This is a genomic window from Legionella resiliens (assembly GCF_021344005.1).
Lineage (GTDB): Bacteria > Pseudomonadota > Gammaproteobacteria > Legionellales > Legionellaceae > Legionella > Legionella resiliens.
On record NZ_JAJTND010000001.1, the window covers coordinates 287,800 to 305,843 of the forward strand.

Consider the following 18,044-nt stretch of genomic DNA (forward strand, 5'->3'; position numbering starts at 1 on the left):
CACTCTAGTTCATAGAAGTTCTTTTCTCCTCATCCTTTATTTCTACTAGCATCTTAAACATGCTATATGAAATGTTATTCAAAAGCTCACTAGGTGAAACTTTGGATTGTGCCGACACTGTAGGCACTTTTTCATCAGATACAGGAAAACTAGGAAGTTTTTCATTGAATTGTGCCGACACTGTGGGCGCAATTTGAGTATAAGTACGGTAAAAATTAATATAATCATAGAGTTGTCTTTTATTGCAATTGCTGACTTTAAGTCTACCTAGGTTTAAAGAGAGCTCATTTAATAATTTATCTCCATAATTAGCACGATCATCTCCTTTAAGCTCATATTCAGAAATATAATAACCAATTAACCAATTTCTAATAGTGAGATATGTATTTACAGCTTTCTTAGCTTGGGAAGATAACTGATTATGAGTATCATTTATTATTTTTATGAGATCGGGAAAATTCGTTAGCTGCTTTTGAATTTGGTTTTTATTACTCATTTATCCTGTTAAAGCTATAAAATTATTGGATATTATACGCTTAACCAATGATAGTGTCCTTAATAAGTCAATATTAAGATAAGAAAATAAGTAATGGGGCATGTCAGGGAATTGAAGACCAACAGAACGAAAACGTGCGCCAAGCCGAGCTTATTCTAATTGTAGCCGTTTAAACGGCTACAATTTATGCAACAAATTCAAAATAGCTTATTCCTCAGTACTATCAGAGCCTAGAATTACTATTCGCTCATTATCTTTATAACTGATAAATAGATTACATAGAAAACCCTCTATTTCCTGAGAAAAAATATTTAGCTTCTCTCTAGTTCTCAAACCAAATAGTACCAAGCCGTTTTCTTCAATTTCTGATATAATTTCATTCAATCGATATGATGCCCTAATTTGTTCACCAACATCTAAATCCCCCCAGATTTCTCCCCAATCCTTGATCTCTTGTATAACACTTGAAATAAGATCAGCATCTTTTGAATTTCTGGGTATTTCATAATCGATTTTATAAGCTAATGATTCAATAAATGATTCAACGATCATTTTTCCAGAATGCAGCCTAATTAAATACCTCTCTCCTTCATCAGTTTTTTGTTGCAACTGCTCTATTTTATCCATTCCCATTAGTTGACTAGCCTCAACTCCAAAAACTGCAGCAAGAGCTGTAATAGTTTCCATACTATTTACTCCGTCCTTTTCTGCTCTTGCAATAGTTCTTACACTACAATCGCATAAATGTGCCAAATGTTCTTGAGTCCAACCCCGGCTAACTCGCAGTTCCTTAATAATATTTCTTTTAACTTTCATTTTGAATTCCTGTTTATAACAACAAGGTAACTATATCAAAATAATAGTCCTAACTATCTGACAGTTTACTGACAGTAATAAGACAGCAGTAGGCAAATAAAAAAAATAGCTCATGTCTTAGAGTAAATTATTGGGGGGTTTATTGAACAAACTTACTAAATGCTACTGATTAATGTAAAAACGCTTCTAAATTAGTTAAGAAATACATTTAATTTATCAAAGTTCACAGAAAAATAACTAGAATGAGTAAATTAACTAATATTTTAAGCTCTAATAATAATGTAGAATTATTTTCTATTTGAAAGGGACTTAAAATTCAATGAAAAAATTTCTGGCGTATTGGAGTAAACGGAGGGGGAAATCAGTTACAGATCTTAAACTGTTAAAAACCATTTATAATGCATATTACAATGACTATATTACATTATTTAATAACGAAACCAAAGAACGTGAGACTAAAATCTATGTTCCAATTGATATAGATAAATTATCTAATCAACTTAAAATGGATAGCGAAATATTTCACCAAAGACTGTACACCCATTTAGAAAAAGAATTTGGTCATGAAGATAAGCATTTATTTGTAAAAAAATTGGTGGCAACCATAATTGTATAAATTTTCCTTATATGGCTTCCATTATTGCCAATTTAAGTTCAAAAAAGAAAGAATATTATCTGCCAATAATTATTTCCATAATTGCCTTAGTGATATCTATATATAAAATCAAGTTTAAATAATATATAGGTCAACTTTATCTCCATAAAAACCTTTAGCATATTTTATCTAAAATATAATACCACCTAGCTCATTATAAACATTTGTGCCCGGGGTTATTGAATTAGCTAGACTTTCTTTCAGCTTTTTTAAATCGGGTTCTTTACATAATTTTTGGAATCCATCAAATAAAGTTTTTATGTCAGTATTTATAATATCAGAACACAAAAGATCATAGTCCTTATCGGTAATATGAGGGTAGGCTTTCATAACAATTTCTTTATCAAATAGATAATTTTCAAATTCATTTCTTTTTAATTTACATACTTCAACATTTGACTCTTTTGGTATGTTGATAGTGGGGTCATCTCTATCGACAAGAACTTTTATTTGCACATCATCAAATGCTCTATTAAGTATTGTCAAAGCAACCCCTGCATATTTTATCGCTTCACTTTTATTTGTCGCTGAAATAAATAACGTATCATGATACTCAGAAAATATTTCATTTAAAATTTTCTCGTCCAGAGAATTGCGCATTTTTCCCTCGCAATAAACGATTGTTTTTGGAGCAACCAAGCCCGTGAGATCCTCTAATGCAATTTTAAATATTTTTTGCCAATTTTTTCTTGTAGGCTTAATTGGAGTTAACTTTATACTTTCATCAAAATCACATTCATTCATATCGATAATTTGTGTTTTATCCTTAAGATTTTCCTGTAGAGCATTAAGAAACCCAATGCTATGTGTCGCTATCCATAACTGACAACTATCTGGTACTAATTTTTCTATTTCAATCAAAAGATTTTTTTGTATGGCAGTATTCAGGTGTAATTCTGGCTCATCAATGCAAAATATTGTCTCAGAAAATATTTTTGTTTTTAAAAAGATATCGATTAATAAATCAACAGCCTCTTTTTCACCAGAGGAAAGGTTATTATATGGGAAATTCTTAGATTTGCCCTTTTCAAAATATAAACAGCCTTTATTTTCTACAGGATTACCTAAATTAGATATTCTAATTTCCAGTATTCTTTCGAGAATACTATTTAAAGAATCTATATTTTTTTTTGCCCATCCTTTACCAGATTCTTCGGTGCCATAAACATCAGAAAAAAACTGTCCTATTAATCTTGCATAATTTTCCTCTAATCTATTATCTAAATCACTACTTGTATTTGGTCGTCGCTGATCTTCTTCCATTCCAGGTAATTGGGAAATCTTATTTAATGATATTCTGGGAGTAAATCTGTATGAACTTCGAAAATAGACTTCTGTCTTATTAAACCTGTTTCCTCTGTCTGTTTCAATTTGTATACAGCGATTTCGATCGTACGCATCAGAAGTACCTAGATAAATCCCCTTATAAAGGTACGTATGATCAGCAGACCCTCCTCTAAAATCTTTGGCTTTTTCTTCAATTGCATCAAAAATGCTACTTTTTCCACATCCATTTGGTCCAACTAGTGCAATGATTTTTTTTGGGTTTTCTCCAAGGCTTATAGTTAAATTACTAAACCGTTTAAAATGATCTAACTTGATGGACTTTATTCTCATTTCAATCCTATTTATCTATAAAACCACTTTATCTTTATTAGTATTAGCTTTAAGAATCCTAAAAACACTAGCAATACCGATCCCCAATTTTTCTGCAATAGCTTTTCTAGTATTACCTTGTTTAGCTAAGTTAATTACTTCGTCCGATAATGCCCTAGCTGTAGGTTTGCGTCCTTTATACTTACCTAATACTTTAGCTTTTTGGATTCCCTCCATTTGTCTCTCACGTCTTAAATTAGTTTCAAACTCAGCAAAAACACCTAACATATCTAAGAAGAATTTACCTGCAGCTGTTGAAGTATCTACAGGCTGCTCAATGGCTTTTAAATGAATTTGTTTTTCTCGCAAGTCATGTAATAAATTTTGCAAATCTCGAATACTTCTGGTCAAACGATCGATACGTGTAACGACTAATGTATCCCCTTCTCTAATAAAATTCATACAATCATTAAATGCCATACGTTCATCTTTGGTAGCTCCACTTTTCTTTTCGGCGAATATTTTGATACATCCAGCATTTTTCAATGCTTCTTCTTGAATTGAATAATCCTGATCTGTTGTTGAAACTCTTGCGTATCCTACTAGGGCCATTGATTTATATCAATAAGATTAAGATGCTATGATAGTTACATATCAAAACTCAAAAAACAACTTTATTGATATAAAATTTCATTAATTTCTCAATCTATCATTAGAGTGTACCTTTAGTATATAAATTAGTTTCGGGGATTTTTTATTTGTTCTATGACAGAATCTATATATTTATGATTATCTATTAATCCAACCCACTTCTGAAGTAAATACTTCGCTTTATTAGTATCTCCGGAATTAAATAAAGCTACAGCATAGCCAGCAATATATCTATCACAAATTTCTTTTCTTTCCCCTAATAGTTCTGGGAAATCAATTTTTAATTCATAACAATATCTGGCTTCAAGGTACTTTTCTTGACTCACAAGTGTCTCACCTAACTGGCCACAATTATCTGCATTTAAGAAGCCTGATTTAAAACCTTCTCCGACCAAAGTATTTGTTTCCAATGCCCAATATGCAGGAGTTTTTGCATACAGAATTTTTGGCTCAAGTAAGCTATAATTATTTTTTGAAAAAACTATCCCAAAGCCTCCTTGTAAAAAATATAATCCTACCTTTGCTCCATTCCCAAAAAATTCAGCCGTATAACTTCCATCAGTTGATGTGCCATACGTAATTAGTTGGGGACGTGAGCTAATATTTTCTAAATTCGGAAGCTTTACCACGGAGTCTACATAATTCATATAGCTAAAGCTTCCATTATGTGAACATAAGGGAACAATAATTCCACCCACACTAGAAGTTTTGTTATTTAAACAAACCTCTCTTAAGCAAGAGTACATTCTCATATACATATCATTAATAGTTTTTGAATTAGGCTCTGGCATTAGTAGAATACAAATTGATGCTCCTTCTAGCTCTAATTTAATATCATAATTATGAAAATATCCTTGGTAATAATTAAAGGCAGAAGAATCACCTATAAATCCAGAGTCCTGTTTTTCTAATACGCCATTCTTAATAAAAATAAGCTCTAGACTCTTAAGATCAGCAATGATCAAATCATAATGTTTATTTTCAATTTTGGCTTTTAGGGCTATATCACATATATTTTTTACAGTAGTACAATCTAAAATGTTATTTAAATCTAGTTCGAAATCATTTTTATTGCCTGCAAAAGCAATAGCAATGTTTTGATTAACAATATATTGCTTTAGGCAACCATTGAAGAAGGGATTGTTTTTTTGCTCATGTCTTAGAGTAAGCTGGGTATCACCTAAAATTAATAGATGATTCAATATTTTTCTTGCGACTATCAATGTCAATTAATCTAACCTCTTCTAAAACTAATTTGTATCATAATTATAGACAATTAGAATTTAATAATTTAGTTAGGATAAATGTAAACATGAGCAACCGTTCGAGTAAGTTTGGTTTTAAAATTATAACTAAGCTAATATTTATGACCTTTGATTTGTGACAAGAGTTTTTGAACTCATATAATGACAAAATCCTTCATTTATTAACTGTTCCGCTCATAGTCCACAAACCCATCATTTTCTAGACAATAGTTGCTTAGTATGGGATCGGCACCCCATGACTATAGTTTTCATGTTCATTTTTTGCAGCCTAATCTCCGAATTCAGGTATCAAGGAACAAAAACTTATTCAGCGCATCAAAATAAAATTGTTAGAAACGGGAAATGGGAATTCCTATATATTTCAAGATAAAATGACTAATTGAAATTTTAATTTTTTTAACCAAAAAAAGGCCGTAATCGTTTTGCAGCAGCGCGTTGTTCTAATTGCTCCGAAGTCGTTGGGTGATCAAACTGTTTGATGGGATAATGGGGATGTGGGCTAAAGGTACTTGGCATTAAGTGAAGTACTTCTTGCGTTTCCTTTAGCACCGCATTAAGTTGATAATCAATTAAAGGCGTTTTATTTACCTGGAGGTAGAGCTGCTTTGCCTGTTCGAGACCATGAATTATGGCTTGGTGAAAATGTGAAATGGGCCCTCTTAGTGCTGCAATGTAATCAAAAATAGGCTCTCCAGCTTGTTGTTTCATAAGCAATTCCATCTCCGGATCCAACTGGTGAAGCACTTCTAAGAATTGGTTTTGTTTGGCAAGGAGCATCGACAATTCTTTCGTGATAAGGTGATGTTTTTGCGATCTTTTATCTTTAAATGAAAACGAGTTATGGCTGGATTTATAACTAGCCACAATTTTAGAGAGGGACCCGGTTAATATGGCTAAAACATTTAAGATTTGTTTTAAATCCTCATTTCCTACAGCATAGGCTAATCGATCCATATTCATTTTAGCGGACTGCCTGGGTTGAATCCCCAGATAATACAGCACATTATGATCCAGCTGAAATATAAAGCTCAAGGCATCTTCACAACTTAAACGATATTGCAGCGTTAATTGAATTTTGAGAATTTTATCTTCATCAGAAGAGTCTTCATCGTCACCATCAGCTGTTTCTTGAAGAAGTTTACTTAGAATAGATTGAGTCTCATTAAGATATAACTTGGCTTTATTTATTAAAAGATCAATATTGTGAAACACGCTATGCATAAGATTCAAGACTTTATAGTGTCGTTGTGACCCAATTATAGCATCAGTTCGTTGCAGGACATAAAGGAACAACCTGGCACCATAGATTTTCTATAACCAGGCTCCATCCACCTATTCAAAAAAATCCAAAATCAGCGTAGGCTAGCGCTGAATTTAGTGCCCAACTGGGATGTACCATGCATTGTTTTTACTATACTTAGTATATCAATTAATTGGAGCTTTTTAGTTATGCCAAATAAAGCAGCCCAATCTGACTCCCAAGATATGACTTCAATTACTCATGTTAAAATGACACATAGTCCTGTTGCTCCCGATTGGTGGACTTATCAAACTTCAGCAAAAAGTAATAAACAATTTGATCAAGAAGTTTGTGAAGAAGAACTTGCTGCTTCCCAATTTGCAGTCGCTAAATATATTCTCGCCCACCCGGAATATATTGTTGTCCATGAAGGACTTAGTGAAATTTGGTCTTCTGCCGAAATCGATCCCGAAAAAGAAATTACCCAGCAGATCCGGACTCATTTTAATAAAGAAACCTTTGATAAAGAATTTGATGAATTATCACCGGAGCAAAAAGCCCTATTAAGAGGGCGGCACGGGGCGCCAATTCTATTATATCTTGGTCTTCTAGATACACTTTACCCATCAGCTTCTTTGGAAACTACAGAGAAGTTGGTGCACGATATTAATTCTTTAAGAAGCAATTACGGTTCTCTTATAGATATTGAACAAAAATTTCGAGAGACGCGTGAAAAAGAAGCGATTATTTTATCGAAATGTGCTGCAGATGAGACTGGAGTTAGAAAGGTTTTATTAGTGTACGGTGGGATACACAACTTAGAAGATGCCGTAGAACAACTTGACGATGAAACGATTGTCTTAGAAAAGCCAGTAGACTTGAGTCAAGTTCTCCCCCAGAACACCCATAAAGAAAGTCTAAACACCAACTTAGCTGTAAACCAATTTAATTTCTGGTCAGATTCGCCCAAAAAAGCGTTTACCATCTATGGCGATACAAAGTCAGAGAAAAATGATGACGCGACGAACAAAACCAAACCTACTTAGATTGTTTTGTTGGGCCAAAACGATCCAACCTACCTCGCTGGAAGATCTCCTGGATACCGCGCATAAAGCGCGGTACGTAGACAAAGAAATTAAGCGCGGTAGGTAGGCGAAAAAATTAGTGGGGGTTTCTCATCAAAAACTGACGATACCCCAGGTCAAACGACCCAACCTACCTCGCTATTGGTTAGAGCTAAAGCAAAAATATTTCTTGCTTTTAGGGATAAGTCCTGAATTTAATAGGACTAATGGTAATTATTGTTAACGGATTAACTGGGGAGGGATTTTGGTTTCAAAAAAAACAGGCACCATAATCTTGCTTGGCAGCGCACTGCTAATGCTTGTGATTGGCTTATTGCTCCCACCCATTCCCCAGCCGCAAAGTTATCACCACTTTGCGGAACAACGTACTTGGTTTGGTCTCCACAATGCCTGGGACGTCCTATCTAATCTGCCTTTTGCCTTAGTAGGAATCTGGGGCTTGTTCCTCTTATTTTTTGATAACAAAATCCAGTTTATAGAGCGCAGTGAGCGCTGGATTTGGGTCGGTATTTCGCTTGGACTGATTTTAGTAGCCTTGGGTTCAGGCTACTACCATTTAGCACCAGACAATCGCCGCTTAGTATGGGATAGGCTGCCGATAATGGTCGTGTTCATGTCATTTTTAGCGGCCCTAATCTCCGATAGAATAAACAGCCAACTGGCTTTGTGGTTCTGGCCTTTTCTATTATTCATTGGTATTTTTAGTGTTTTACAATGGTATGCCAGTGAACTTCATGGAACTGGTGATTTGCGACTTTATGTAGCCGTGCAAGCATATACTATCCTGGTAGCATTTATAATGCTGCTGTTGCCATCACATTATACCCGATCCTGGGATATAGCTGTAGTTGCCCTGCTCTATAGTTTATCAAAAGTATTTGAAATTTATGATAATCAGATTTATCGATTCTGTAGCGGTATGACTAGCGGACATACTTTGAAGCATTTGGCCGCAGCATTGGCGGCTTTCTGGTTGATACGGATGATGTGGAAACGACACATTTTATAGCCTATTTTTGCCATATCAATGCATAAGACATGGTCTTGCCCTTTGTTTATTTATATAAGCCCCGCCCCTCTGAAGTACTGTGGCCATAGACAAAAGACCTGCTCCACGGGCAAATCCTGGTTGAAGCACCAGGCTGCACTGTTTGAGTTTAGGAGATGTTCATAGAGATTTGGAGATCAGAAGAACTGGTTGAGGCCAATTTACGCTCTTGGAGCTGCTTCACAATTTCCCTGAATTGATGTGTTATATCTCTGCAGTCATTTACAGGATCTGTTTTTGCCAATGAGTGAATTGAATGAACTATTGTGGCAATATTCTCTGGTTTTTTGGGTGGGTTTACATCATTAAAACCACAATAAGTAGATAACCATTGAAATAATGGCTTTATATTGCCAACAATAGGCTCTGCTACCTGTTGAAACACGCTGGGTCCGTTCATTGAATTTGCAAAACTTGCCACACAATCACCAGTTGCCATGTCCATAGCACAAAATGAAATAGAGCCCGTGTTATTCCCCCAATGAAAGGCAATGGTCTTTCCTGTCTCTTTGTCATTATAAACACCCATCCCCAAACCCCATTGAATGTATGAGGTTTCAGGCGAGGTCGTTGGCGGTAGGCTTGATAAAACGCCAGTCAGTAATGTGGATTTAAGATGTTCATTTTTATAACAATACTGTAAAAAGCTGATGTAGTCCTCTGCAGTTGTAAGCAGCGATCCAGCAGGTCCTCCCGGTACCTCGTCAGGTAATGGGGGTAAAGGGGCAAGAGGACCATCGGGGTGAGGATTGGCCACGTGCGCTTTGGCAACATCTCGACGGGTACCATTGAGATACCCACCTGGCAGCTGCCTCATAAAAGTAGAACTCTGCATCCCCGCTTTTTTAAAAAAATCTTGAGCAACTTCTTCCCACTCTTTACCCGTTTTTTTCTCAAGAACTTCCTTTAAAAAATCAAGTGCTACTCCTGAATAGGTGAATCGAGTGTTAGGGGTTGCGATAAATTTTTTTCCATCATCACCATCCTGACCAAAGTTTGCTAGACCAGAGCATTGTCCAATGACCATACGCGTTGTAAGTGTTCGATAATGAGGGTCTTGCCTAAGTTCTGGGGGGCCATAGTCAGCAATATCCGCTAGAGGTGTGTCTAGATCCCATTTGCCTTGGGCAACCAAATCTAAAATAATAGCTGCTGATACGGGCTTACTTAGGGATGCCGCTTGAAATAGGGTATTTGTATCAACACGGCTTTGTATTGAGGTGTCAGTCTTTCCGTCCGTCACAGCATCGCGGGTACCTTTTTGAGACCAAGAGAATGATAATGCTGGAATATTTGTATTATCAAGCAGTTCATTCATTAATTCTTGTCGTTCTTTCATAAATTCTTCTCGTCCTTTCATAAAATCATGGCCGGTGAATAAAATAAATGCCCACCAGGCTTAGATAATTTGCTACGTGCCAAACGAGCTCAATCCGTAGTGCAAATTCTATCTATAAAAGCCTTATGGGATAAATGGCTGATTTTGCTTTTCAACTGCATTGCATGTACAAAAATTATACCAAAATAGGATTAAGTAAACATTACCTCAGCTCGTTAAGTTTATTTGCGCGAATTGCAAATCTGTTATCAGGAATAAATGTCTTTTAACCAAAGAAGAAGTATTTCTTCTGAATTCCTGTTTTTAATGTTTTTTCTATTTTTGTCTTTCCAGCGCTTCAATTTTCCATTTTTTAACCATTCGAGAATTTGGGGATGAATATAACTTGTTTTACAGATAGTTGGCGTATGGCCTAATAAACTGGCAACTTCTAACAAACTATTTTTTATGTGTTTCATGCGTAAATTTTTTACTTCGAGTAATTTAATAATTCGTGTAAAAAATTCTCGCGTAGCAATCCAGGTTCTAAAGTCTTTGGCAGTAAAATGATGTTGCGTCACAGAATATAAATATTCATTTATATCTTGAGAGGTAATCATTTCGATTTCCTTTTGCTCATTGTAATATTTAAAAATTTCATACCCTGGGATTTGGCCGCACTGCTTTAAAATTTGAACTATATTTTCCTCTTTGACTTCGAAGTTCCATGGATGCTTATTTTTTCCTAAGAATTTAAAAGAGACCGCATTTTTCTTATGTTGCATATGCTTTTTTCTCAGAGTGGTAATTCCATAAGTTTGATTTGTCTTAGCATAAGTACTATTCCCTATTCTCACAGAATAATTGTCCACTAAAAAAAGAACCGAACAAATGATTTGGATTTTATTAAGTGATGGTGGTTTATGAATCTCTTCGTCAATTTTCTTCCGTAGTAAAGGAAGAGAAGAACCAAATTCCAATAAAGACTTAAATTTTTGCTCCTGCCTTATTTGAGTCCATAATGGATGATAAATATACTGCTTTCTGTTTTTGCTGTCTCGTCCTACGGCTTGAATATGTCCCTTTTCATGAGGGCATATCCAGACATGGGTATAGGCAGGGGGTATCGCTAATGATTTGATACGCTCCAAAATTGTTGGATCGGTTATTTTTTTACCTTTTGGGGAGTAGTAAACAAATGTTCTACCTTGCCTTTTCCTTTGGATTCCACCTATGTTTTTTACATACACCAAAGAAGTATTATTATTCATATTCATGAAATTCTTTTTCAAAATGAGGGCTATTTTTTTGCTTCAGTTTATTATAGTGCAATTTTTATAGCTTTATTTCATGGCAATAACATAACTAATGTACTTGAAATGGATGAAATAGAACAACCTAACCCCTGAAATAATCCTTTTAGGATAAAATAAGTCAGCTTATTTGGTGATTTATCCAATACTTACTAAAATGCTTTTTTAAGGAAAAAACGCTTATGTCCTGGAGGGCAATTTTCAATTACCCCGAAGATCTCATAACCGTGTTTTAAATAAAAATCTTTCGCCTGCCAATCAAATGTATCGGTATGAGATAGTGTGGCACCCTTAATTTTGGCTTCTTCCTCAATTTTATTGAGGAGAATAGAGCCTATTCCCTGTTTGCGAAATTCTGGAGCTACATAGAATTCGCTAATGTAAACCATTTGCCAACATGAAAAAGCGTTGATGCCAGCAATAATCAAACCACTTTCGTCCTTTATATGGTAATTAAGGGGTATGTAATCCATTTTAGAGGTATATTGAACTTTACTCCTATTGAATTCACCCAGCGTATTATCGATATATTCAATATCATTTTCTGAACTTTTTACAATGTTGCATTTCACCTGGTGCTCACTCCAGTATATTTAAAGTCATAACTCTTACCTTGATCTGTCATTGGCTCGTATCCTTTATAGATAAATCTCGAATTGATATTTCTATATATTTGATTCGTGATGTGCAACTAGTTATAGTCGTACTAAGTCGAATCTCAGTAATATATTTTACACCATGTCTGAGAAAATCTATTGGGTTTATATTTTGCGATGTAACAATCAAAGTTATTACACAGGATATACAGATAATCTTGAAAAACGTTTTCAAGATCACATTGCAGGTAAAGGGAGTAAATATACGCGAAGCTTCAAGCCGCTCTCAATTGCCCAAAGTTGGGAGATCAAAGGTGATAAATCAATCGCCATGTGCATAGAGCGTTATATAAAAAAACTTTCTAAAGCTCAAAAGGAACAACTAATACTCAATCCATATTCTGATACTTTTATAAACATTTTGTCCCATGAGTTTTTTAAGCAAACGGTGCTCGCTTGATTCCGAAACCGTTCCACGCAGTGCATAGGCCCTGGCCTTGCCTTTTGTTTTTTATATAAATAGGCATAAGGCCTGGGCCAATAGATATCCATATTTTGGGGACAGTGCTTTTAAATTTTGAAATAATCAGGCTTATTAGACAATTATGTGTTATACTTCAACTTTGGTTTAGTTATGAACCATCTATTATCTTCTTATTGCCTATCATGTGAAATTTCATTTTTATTATTAATTTCTTAACTTTATCTAATAGTCATTTGGAAGCATCTTTGGCTATTTGGTAGGATTTTTATGAACGACAATATCTGTCATTATTGTTTAGAAATTAAAGATTATTTTTCAATAAGAGGCCAATACCGAGTTTCGAAGGGAAAGCTCCTTTGCTATCGTCTATGTCTTTCATGTTCTAGAAAACTAATTGGGATTAATAGTTATTCAGATAAAGAAAGTCGTCATATTTTTTTAACTACTGTAAAAGATAACGCTAAAAAAGATCCCTTATATGTTGATAGTTAATCAAAACATCAAAAAACATTCTCAAGAGATTGGTTTAATTTATGGTTAATTTTAAGCAAGCAGATTTGTATAGTTTACTCCGACAAAGAGTGAATGATCATTTTAAAAAATTGAATATTTCTAAACACGGTGGTTATGCCGTCACGATTAAAAGCATCCTTTTAATATCAATGTTATTTATTCCCTATAGCGTACTATTAATGGGCAGCCACAGTACTCTAACTATGATTTTACTTATAGTGATTATGGGAACAGCAATAGCCGGTTTGGGTATGAGTGTAATGCATGACTGTATCCATGGTTCATTTTCCTCATCACCAAAGGCAAATACTCTGTGGGGGACGTTCATATATGTGATTATCATAGGTGGAAACCCGATTTGTTGGAGGCTACAACATAATGTTCTGCATCATCGATTCACTAACATTTATGATATTGATGAAGACTTAAATCCTTATGGATTTATGCGCTTTTCTCCTCATGATAAACAGAAATTAATTTTTAAGCTTCAACATATATACGCTATTTTCTTATATGGGATGACTACGTTAATCTGGGTGTTGCATAAAGAATTCGCTCAGTTGAAAAAATATTTTTTAATGGGTTTAATTAAATCAAAAAAACAATACCGGCGAGAACTTGCTTTTTTAATAGGTTCAAAAACCATTTACTTTACTTATTTACTTCTTATTCCTTTACTTTGTTTAAACATTAATTTTTTTCAGTGGCTGATAGGTTTTATCATGCTGCATGCTGTTACAGGACTTATCATTGCGGTGGTGTTCCAGCTAGCACATGTAACTGAAGATACAGAATACCCAAAGCCTGACAGGAATAATAATATCTATCATGATTGGGCAAGTCATCAAATAAAAACCACATCAAATTTTTCCCCAAAAAATCGTCTTTTAACATGGTTTATAGGCGGTTTGAATTATCAAATAGAACACCATTTTTTTCCGACTATTTCCCATATTCATTATCCCAAGATTTCGAGGATTGTAGAGGAAACCGTTAAAGAATTTGGACTCAAATACCGTAGTTATCCAACGTTAGTCCCTGCAGTAAAAGCACATTTTAAGCATCTCTATAATCTGGGTCATAATTAACCATCACTTGGTTTATTTCCCTATGGGTCAGAATACTGAGCCGTGTACCTGTTTAGGAACTTCGAAATGTCTCCTTCAAGAGACCCTCTTTGTCAGGAATGATAGACGCCACAACCCATTACAAAGCAAAATAATGACATCAATGGCTGTATTGTGAATAAGGTACAGGTTCATCAGGAGAAGACAATGCTCCAGATGAACCTAAACGCTTAATATTAGATTATCAAATGAGGACAAATTATCTATGACGTCCGCGCGAAGTTTTATTTATTTTCTCTTGAGCCATATTAACTTTTAATGGGCGTCCTTCTAATGCTTTCCCATTCATTTCTAAAGAAGACTGGGCATCCTGTTGGGAACTGAAGGTGATAAAGCCAAAACCCTTGGTTTGACCAGTAATGTGATCTTTAATTAACACAAGCTCGTCTACCTTACCATATTTAGAAAATTCTGCTTGTAACGTTTCTTCGGTAATGCCAAATGGTAAGTTGCCTACATATATCTTATTTTGTTTCATTGCCGTTTCCTTAAGTTGTTACGTACAATGATCTTAAGAGTAGGCATCGATAAATAAGAAAACCTAAAGGATATTGCGCGCTTTAATTAAACTACGAGCAGGTATCCTAACATTTAAGGGGTTAATAGGCAATTGACAAAATAGACCGAACCCGCTCATAAAGATTTTAAGGAGTTCTTTTGCATTGCCACCCAAGACTGTGTTGTTGATATCTTTAAGTTTTTCAGCAATAAATTTTAAAATCATAATATTTAATACTTTGCAGCCTACTTCAATCCGAATAATGATTCTTGTAGGGTATCGTAATTAAATTTGAACCCGCTCTCGAGTAACCTTTTCGGCTCTACTCGTTCAGAATCCGTTAATATAACAGATGACTCGCCGAGGAGTATTTTTAAAACTGACTCGGATAGAGGTACTCCAGGTCCCGATTTGACTAATCTCAATTCGTTCAACATTTCAGAATTACGACATGGCTGCGGGGCAGTTATATTTATTGCGCCGTCCATAATCGTGTCGTTGTTCGCAATAAATTCAATCGCTTTAGCAACATCTTTAACCTGTACAAAAGGGACGTATTGATTCCCAGAACCAAATCGACTGGTACAGAAAAAACCAGCGTATCTATAATAGGGTAAAAGACCACCTCTATTGGATAGAACATGCCCAATTCTTAAATTAATCACATTGCAATTCGCTTTTTCAGCTCTATTTTCAATTTCTTTACAGACTTCTACTCTGAATTTTGTTCCAGGCTCACCACCGAATACTGGTTCACTTTCCTCAGTCAAAATTGAATCGCCAGCATTTCCATAAAATCCAGCTGCTGAAGCCTGGAGATATTTTAATGGCTTTTCGCTAGCATTTTCTATGTTACGAATTATTGTATCTATTACTCGAAAGCGTGACTCTGCTATATCCGCTTTTACAGAAGAGGTCCATCTTTTAGCGCCTGGATTTGCCCCACTCAAGTTTAATATGATTGTATTTTTATCAATTAGATCGGACCAATCTTCATCAATGCCTCTGACTTTGACCCCTTCAATATTAATTAATGTATTCGCAGAACGGCTTAAGCAATATACCTCATACCCTTTTTTAATAAATTCCAAACATACCTCTTGTCCGATCATACCAGAGCCACCTGCTATAATGATTCGTTTATTCTTCACAACCTCTGTTTTGTCGGCTTGAAAATGACCATAATAATGCAATAAGGTCCCTATCATCGGGAACGAGACTTTACCATCAAATTTCCAACCTGTTTCTGTTGGTTTTTCGGTCCACTCTGATTTTGGTAATAAAAATGTGGGTAATGGCAGTTTGAATGAATCAAAAATTGTTATGCCTTGCGATTCATATTTTAACGATTTATCGGGTTGAAGCTCTATTTTGTAGATAAAGCGAAATGCTTTATCTAAAATACCACCAATGCCTTCACTTAAATACATTTGTTGGTTAAATCCACGATAAAGCGAGTGTGTTGTTGTATATGTTTTCTGTTGTGGCGTGTTATAGCCAAATACTCTGTTCCAACGTTGTACGTCTTTAGATAAATTGACTACTTCTGCGTAAAATGGTTGCTTGTTCATCTCACTGGGGAAGCCAGCAAGCGCTCCGAATATCTTTGCAAAAGATGTTGGCTTTTCTACAGTAACAACGCCTAAACCACTGCCTCCTATACTTGAAGTTTTAAATTCTTTTATATGATTATCAAGTAAATGGAAGTTAGGAAAAACCCTGGCAAATAAAGAGGTTCGCGCATCATCTGTTATGAATAATCGTGGAGCCTGCCAATATGCTGACTTTTTTGAGCCGCCCAAGCTGAAGGATACTGCATGTTCAAATATAAGTCGTTGCAACGATGGAAGAAGGGTAGTTGCAGAACGCATAACTCCATTTCTTAACATTCTAAGTAATGGATTTTTAACTTGCCCTACTGACGCGATCAAATCCGCAACATTTTGAACTGTTTTAGCACGTGGTTTTCGTTCTTGTTCATATTCAGAGATACCTTGTAAATAGTCTACTCTGTTCAGCTTGGAAGCCAAGCAAGCTGCATCTTCTATGCACAAGCCTGCTCCTTGTGCAATATTTGGAGCAGTAGCATGAGCTGAATCCCCCATTAATACAACTCGATTATCCCGTGATGTCCAGGGAAATTTTTCAACCCCTTTAATTTTAGCAATATCCGTTCTTAGTATTTTATTGGTTAAGTTAATTAATTCTTCATACGCAACAACTGTATCTCCAGAGTCTGTACGAATAGGTTCCCATTCCCGAACCAAATTTTTCAGGAATTCCTTGGTGTCCTGGTTTACTAACTCAACACCATCAATTGGCGATAGGTATGGGTGATTTTTTTGTGTTTTAATCGCAATAAACCAAAAAACATGGGGTGGTTTAAGCGGAACATAACCAAAGCGAACCTCATGATTTCCGTATTTTTTGGATTGGCAAGTTCCCCATGTTTCAAATGAGGTGGACCACCATTTATGGTTTGTATTTACAGGGATCTCAGTATTTGCACGAAAATACGTATAACCAAGATCTGTCTCAAAGACTGGCGGTTTTTCTAATTCAGACATGAGACAATTTCTGATTTTTGAATGAATGCCATCGCAAGCGATTAATAAATCTCCTTTATAGGATTTATTTCCATCAATATTAATTACTATTTGCTCATTATCTCTTTTGTATTCACAGATTTTTTGTGATGTAATAATTTCAACATCATCTCTATTTTTTAAACCCGCTAACAAGAAATTTATTAAATCGTCCCGGTTTAAACATTGAATAGGAAATCGATCACCAAAGTCATCATTCGCTCTTGCCAATATCTTTCCATTGGAATCTCGGTAACTGGGGGGTGGCATGTTATAACCAAATTGATCAATAAATTTTTGGTAATTGGGTATATTCCTCAATACACTCTGGCTTGGCGGCCACAGACCTATTCCACCACCTATGCTTTCCTGATTGCTACTCTCCGATCGAGATTCGAATAGTGTTACATGAATTTTAACTTTTTTATTGCCATGAATTAATAAATTAGCCAAAGTCAATCCCGAGATCCCACCACCTACTATTAGAACATGAACTGATTTAACCACAGTTATCTCCCTCACTATTCAGCCAATCATTCGCACATAAAATATACATGAACTATCATAATTTGCTAGTACGTTAAATAAATGTATTTTCTTCGACGCATACAAAGAATTTATTGCGTTTAGAATCTGAACAATCTACGAATGTGCAAATCGAAACCCAAGCCATTTTTAAAAACATCTGTATAAACCTTAAAACAGAAATGATGTTTCCATTGCTCTGATCCCGCAACGGGTCATTTGGATAAATGGG

17 protein-coding genes are annotated in these 18,044 nt (G+C 35.2%); 6 read left to right on the plus strand and 11 right to left on the minus strand.

Annotated features, from left to right (window positions below):
• Nucleotides 1-4 precede the first annotated feature (4 nt).
• Nucleotides 5-496: a DUF1016 N-terminal domain-containing protein gene (locus LXO92_RS01210; RefSeq protein ID WP_232890206.1), complete on the minus strand. Its 492-nt coding sequence runs from the start codon at nt 494-496 to the stop codon at nt 5-7.
• 207 nt (nt 497-703) lie between these two features.
• Entirely contained in the window at nt 704-1,312 is a 609-nt protein-coding gene (locus LXO92_RS01215) for a helix-turn-helix domain-containing protein (RefSeq protein ID WP_010948269.1), read from the minus strand.
• Nucleotides 1,313-1,631: 319 nt separating this feature from the next.
• Between LXO92_RS01215 and LXO92_RS01220 the strand changes: the two genes are divergently transcribed.
• On the plus strand, nt 1,632-1,928 hold the full coding sequence (locus tag LXO92_RS01220; RefSeq protein ID WP_232890208.1) for a hypothetical protein: 297 nt from the start codon (nt 1,632-1,634) through the stop codon (nt 1,926-1,928).
• A 168-nt stretch (nt 1,929-2,096) separates the two neighbouring features.
• On the opposite strand, the gene LXO92_RS01225 is transcribed toward LXO92_RS01220, so the two are convergent.
• From LXO92_RS01225 to LXO92_RS01240, 4 genes are all read right to left on the minus strand, one after another.
• A complete protein-coding gene (locus tag LXO92_RS01225) occupies nt 2,097-3,584 on the minus strand; it encodes an AAA family ATPase (protein ID WP_232890210.1) in 1,488 nt (495 codons plus the stop codon).
• A gap of 15 nt (nt 3,585-3,599) precedes the next feature.
• Complete coding sequence (locus LXO92_RS01230; protein WP_232890212.1) at nt 3,600-4,175, minus strand: recombinase family protein; 576 nt, start codon at nt 4,173-4,175, stop codon at nt 3,600-3,602.
• A 125-nt stretch (nt 4,176-4,300) separates the two neighbouring features.
• Nucleotides 4,301-5,443, minus strand: a complete 1,143-nt coding sequence (locus LXO92_RS01235) for a tetratricopeptide repeat protein (RefSeq protein WP_232890214.1) — start codon at nt 5,441-5,443, stop codon at nt 4,301-4,303.
• Between the two features lie 432 nt (nt 5,444-5,875).
• On the minus strand, nt 5,876-6,772 hold the full coding sequence (locus LXO92_RS01240) for a hypothetical protein (RefSeq protein ID WP_233291513.1): 897 nt from the start codon (nt 6,770-6,772) through the stop codon (nt 5,876-5,878).
• Nucleotides 6,773-6,928: 156 nt separating this feature from the next.
• Here LXO92_RS01240 and LXO92_RS01245 point away from each other — a divergent pair, with 156 nt between their 5' ends.
• Nucleotides 6,929-7,765 carry a hypothetical protein gene (locus LXO92_RS01245; RefSeq protein ID WP_232890218.1) on the plus strand — a complete coding sequence of 279 codons (837 nt, stop codon included), beginning with the start codon at nt 6,929-6,931 and terminating at the stop codon, nt 7,763-7,765.
• A 283-nt stretch (nt 7,766-8,048) separates the two neighbouring features.
• On the plus strand, nt 8,049-8,813 hold the full coding sequence (locus LXO92_RS01250; RefSeq protein ID WP_232890220.1) for a hypothetical protein: 765 nt from the start codon (nt 8,049-8,051) through the stop codon (nt 8,811-8,813).
• 148 nt (nt 8,814-8,961) lie between these two features.
• Here LXO92_RS01250 and LXO92_RS01255 read toward each other — a convergent pair whose 3' ends face one another.
• The 3 genes from LXO92_RS01255 to LXO92_RS01265 form a co-directional block, all read right to left on the minus strand.
• On the minus strand, nt 8,962-10,191 hold the full coding sequence (locus tag LXO92_RS01255; RefSeq protein ID WP_232890222.1) for a serine hydrolase domain-containing protein: 1,230 nt from the start codon (nt 10,189-10,191) through the stop codon (nt 8,962-8,964).
• A gap of 248 nt (nt 10,192-10,439) precedes the next feature.
• Entirely contained in the window at nt 10,440-11,447 is a 1,008-nt protein-coding gene (locus tag LXO92_RS01260) for a DNA topoisomerase IB (protein WP_232890223.1), read from the minus strand.
• A 188-nt stretch (nt 11,448-11,635) separates the two neighbouring features.
• Nucleotides 11,636-12,055 carry a GNAT family N-acetyltransferase gene (locus LXO92_RS01265; protein WP_220471042.1) on the minus strand — a complete coding sequence of 140 codons (420 nt, stop codon included), beginning with the start codon at nt 12,053-12,055 and terminating at the stop codon, nt 11,636-11,638.
• A gap of 166 nt (nt 12,056-12,221) precedes the next feature.
• On the opposite strand from LXO92_RS01265, the gene LXO92_RS01270 reads away from it, so the two are divergent.
• The 3 genes from LXO92_RS01270 (at nt 12,222) to LXO92_RS01280 (ending at nt 14,164) form a co-directional block, all read left to right on the plus strand.
• Nucleotides 12,222-12,539 carry a GIY-YIG nuclease family protein gene (locus LXO92_RS01270; protein WP_182350943.1) on the plus strand — a complete coding sequence of 106 codons (318 nt, stop codon included), beginning with the start codon at nt 12,222-12,224 and terminating at the stop codon, nt 12,537-12,539.
• Between the two features lie 291 nt (nt 12,540-12,830).
• Nucleotides 12,831-13,055, plus strand: coding sequence for a hypothetical protein (locus LXO92_RS01275; protein ID WP_232890225.1), 225 nt, complete (start codon nt 12,831-12,833; stop codon nt 13,053-13,055).
• Nucleotides 13,056-13,096: 41 nt separating this feature from the next.
• Complete coding sequence (locus tag LXO92_RS01280; RefSeq protein WP_232890227.1) at nt 13,097-14,164, plus strand: fatty acid desaturase family protein; 1,068 nt, start codon at nt 13,097-13,099, stop codon at nt 14,162-14,164.
• A gap of 238 nt (nt 14,165-14,402) precedes the next feature.
• On the opposite strand, the gene LXO92_RS01285 is transcribed toward LXO92_RS01280, so the two are convergent.
• Together LXO92_RS01285 and LXO92_RS01290 are read right to left on the minus strand one after the other, a co-directional pair.
• The gene (locus tag LXO92_RS01285; RefSeq protein ID WP_182350945.1) at nt 14,403-14,681 is read right to left on the minus strand and encodes an RNA recognition motif domain-containing protein; all 279 of its coding nucleotides are present in this window, start codon (nt 14,679-14,681) and stop codon (nt 14,403-14,405) included.
• A 266-nt stretch (nt 14,682-14,947) separates the two neighbouring features.
• Nucleotides 14,948-17,794, minus strand: a complete 2,847-nt coding sequence (locus LXO92_RS01290; RefSeq protein WP_232890228.1) for a DUF1731 domain-containing protein — start codon at nt 17,792-17,794, stop codon at nt 14,948-14,950.
• Between the last annotated feature and the right edge of the window lie 250 nt (nt 17,795-18,044).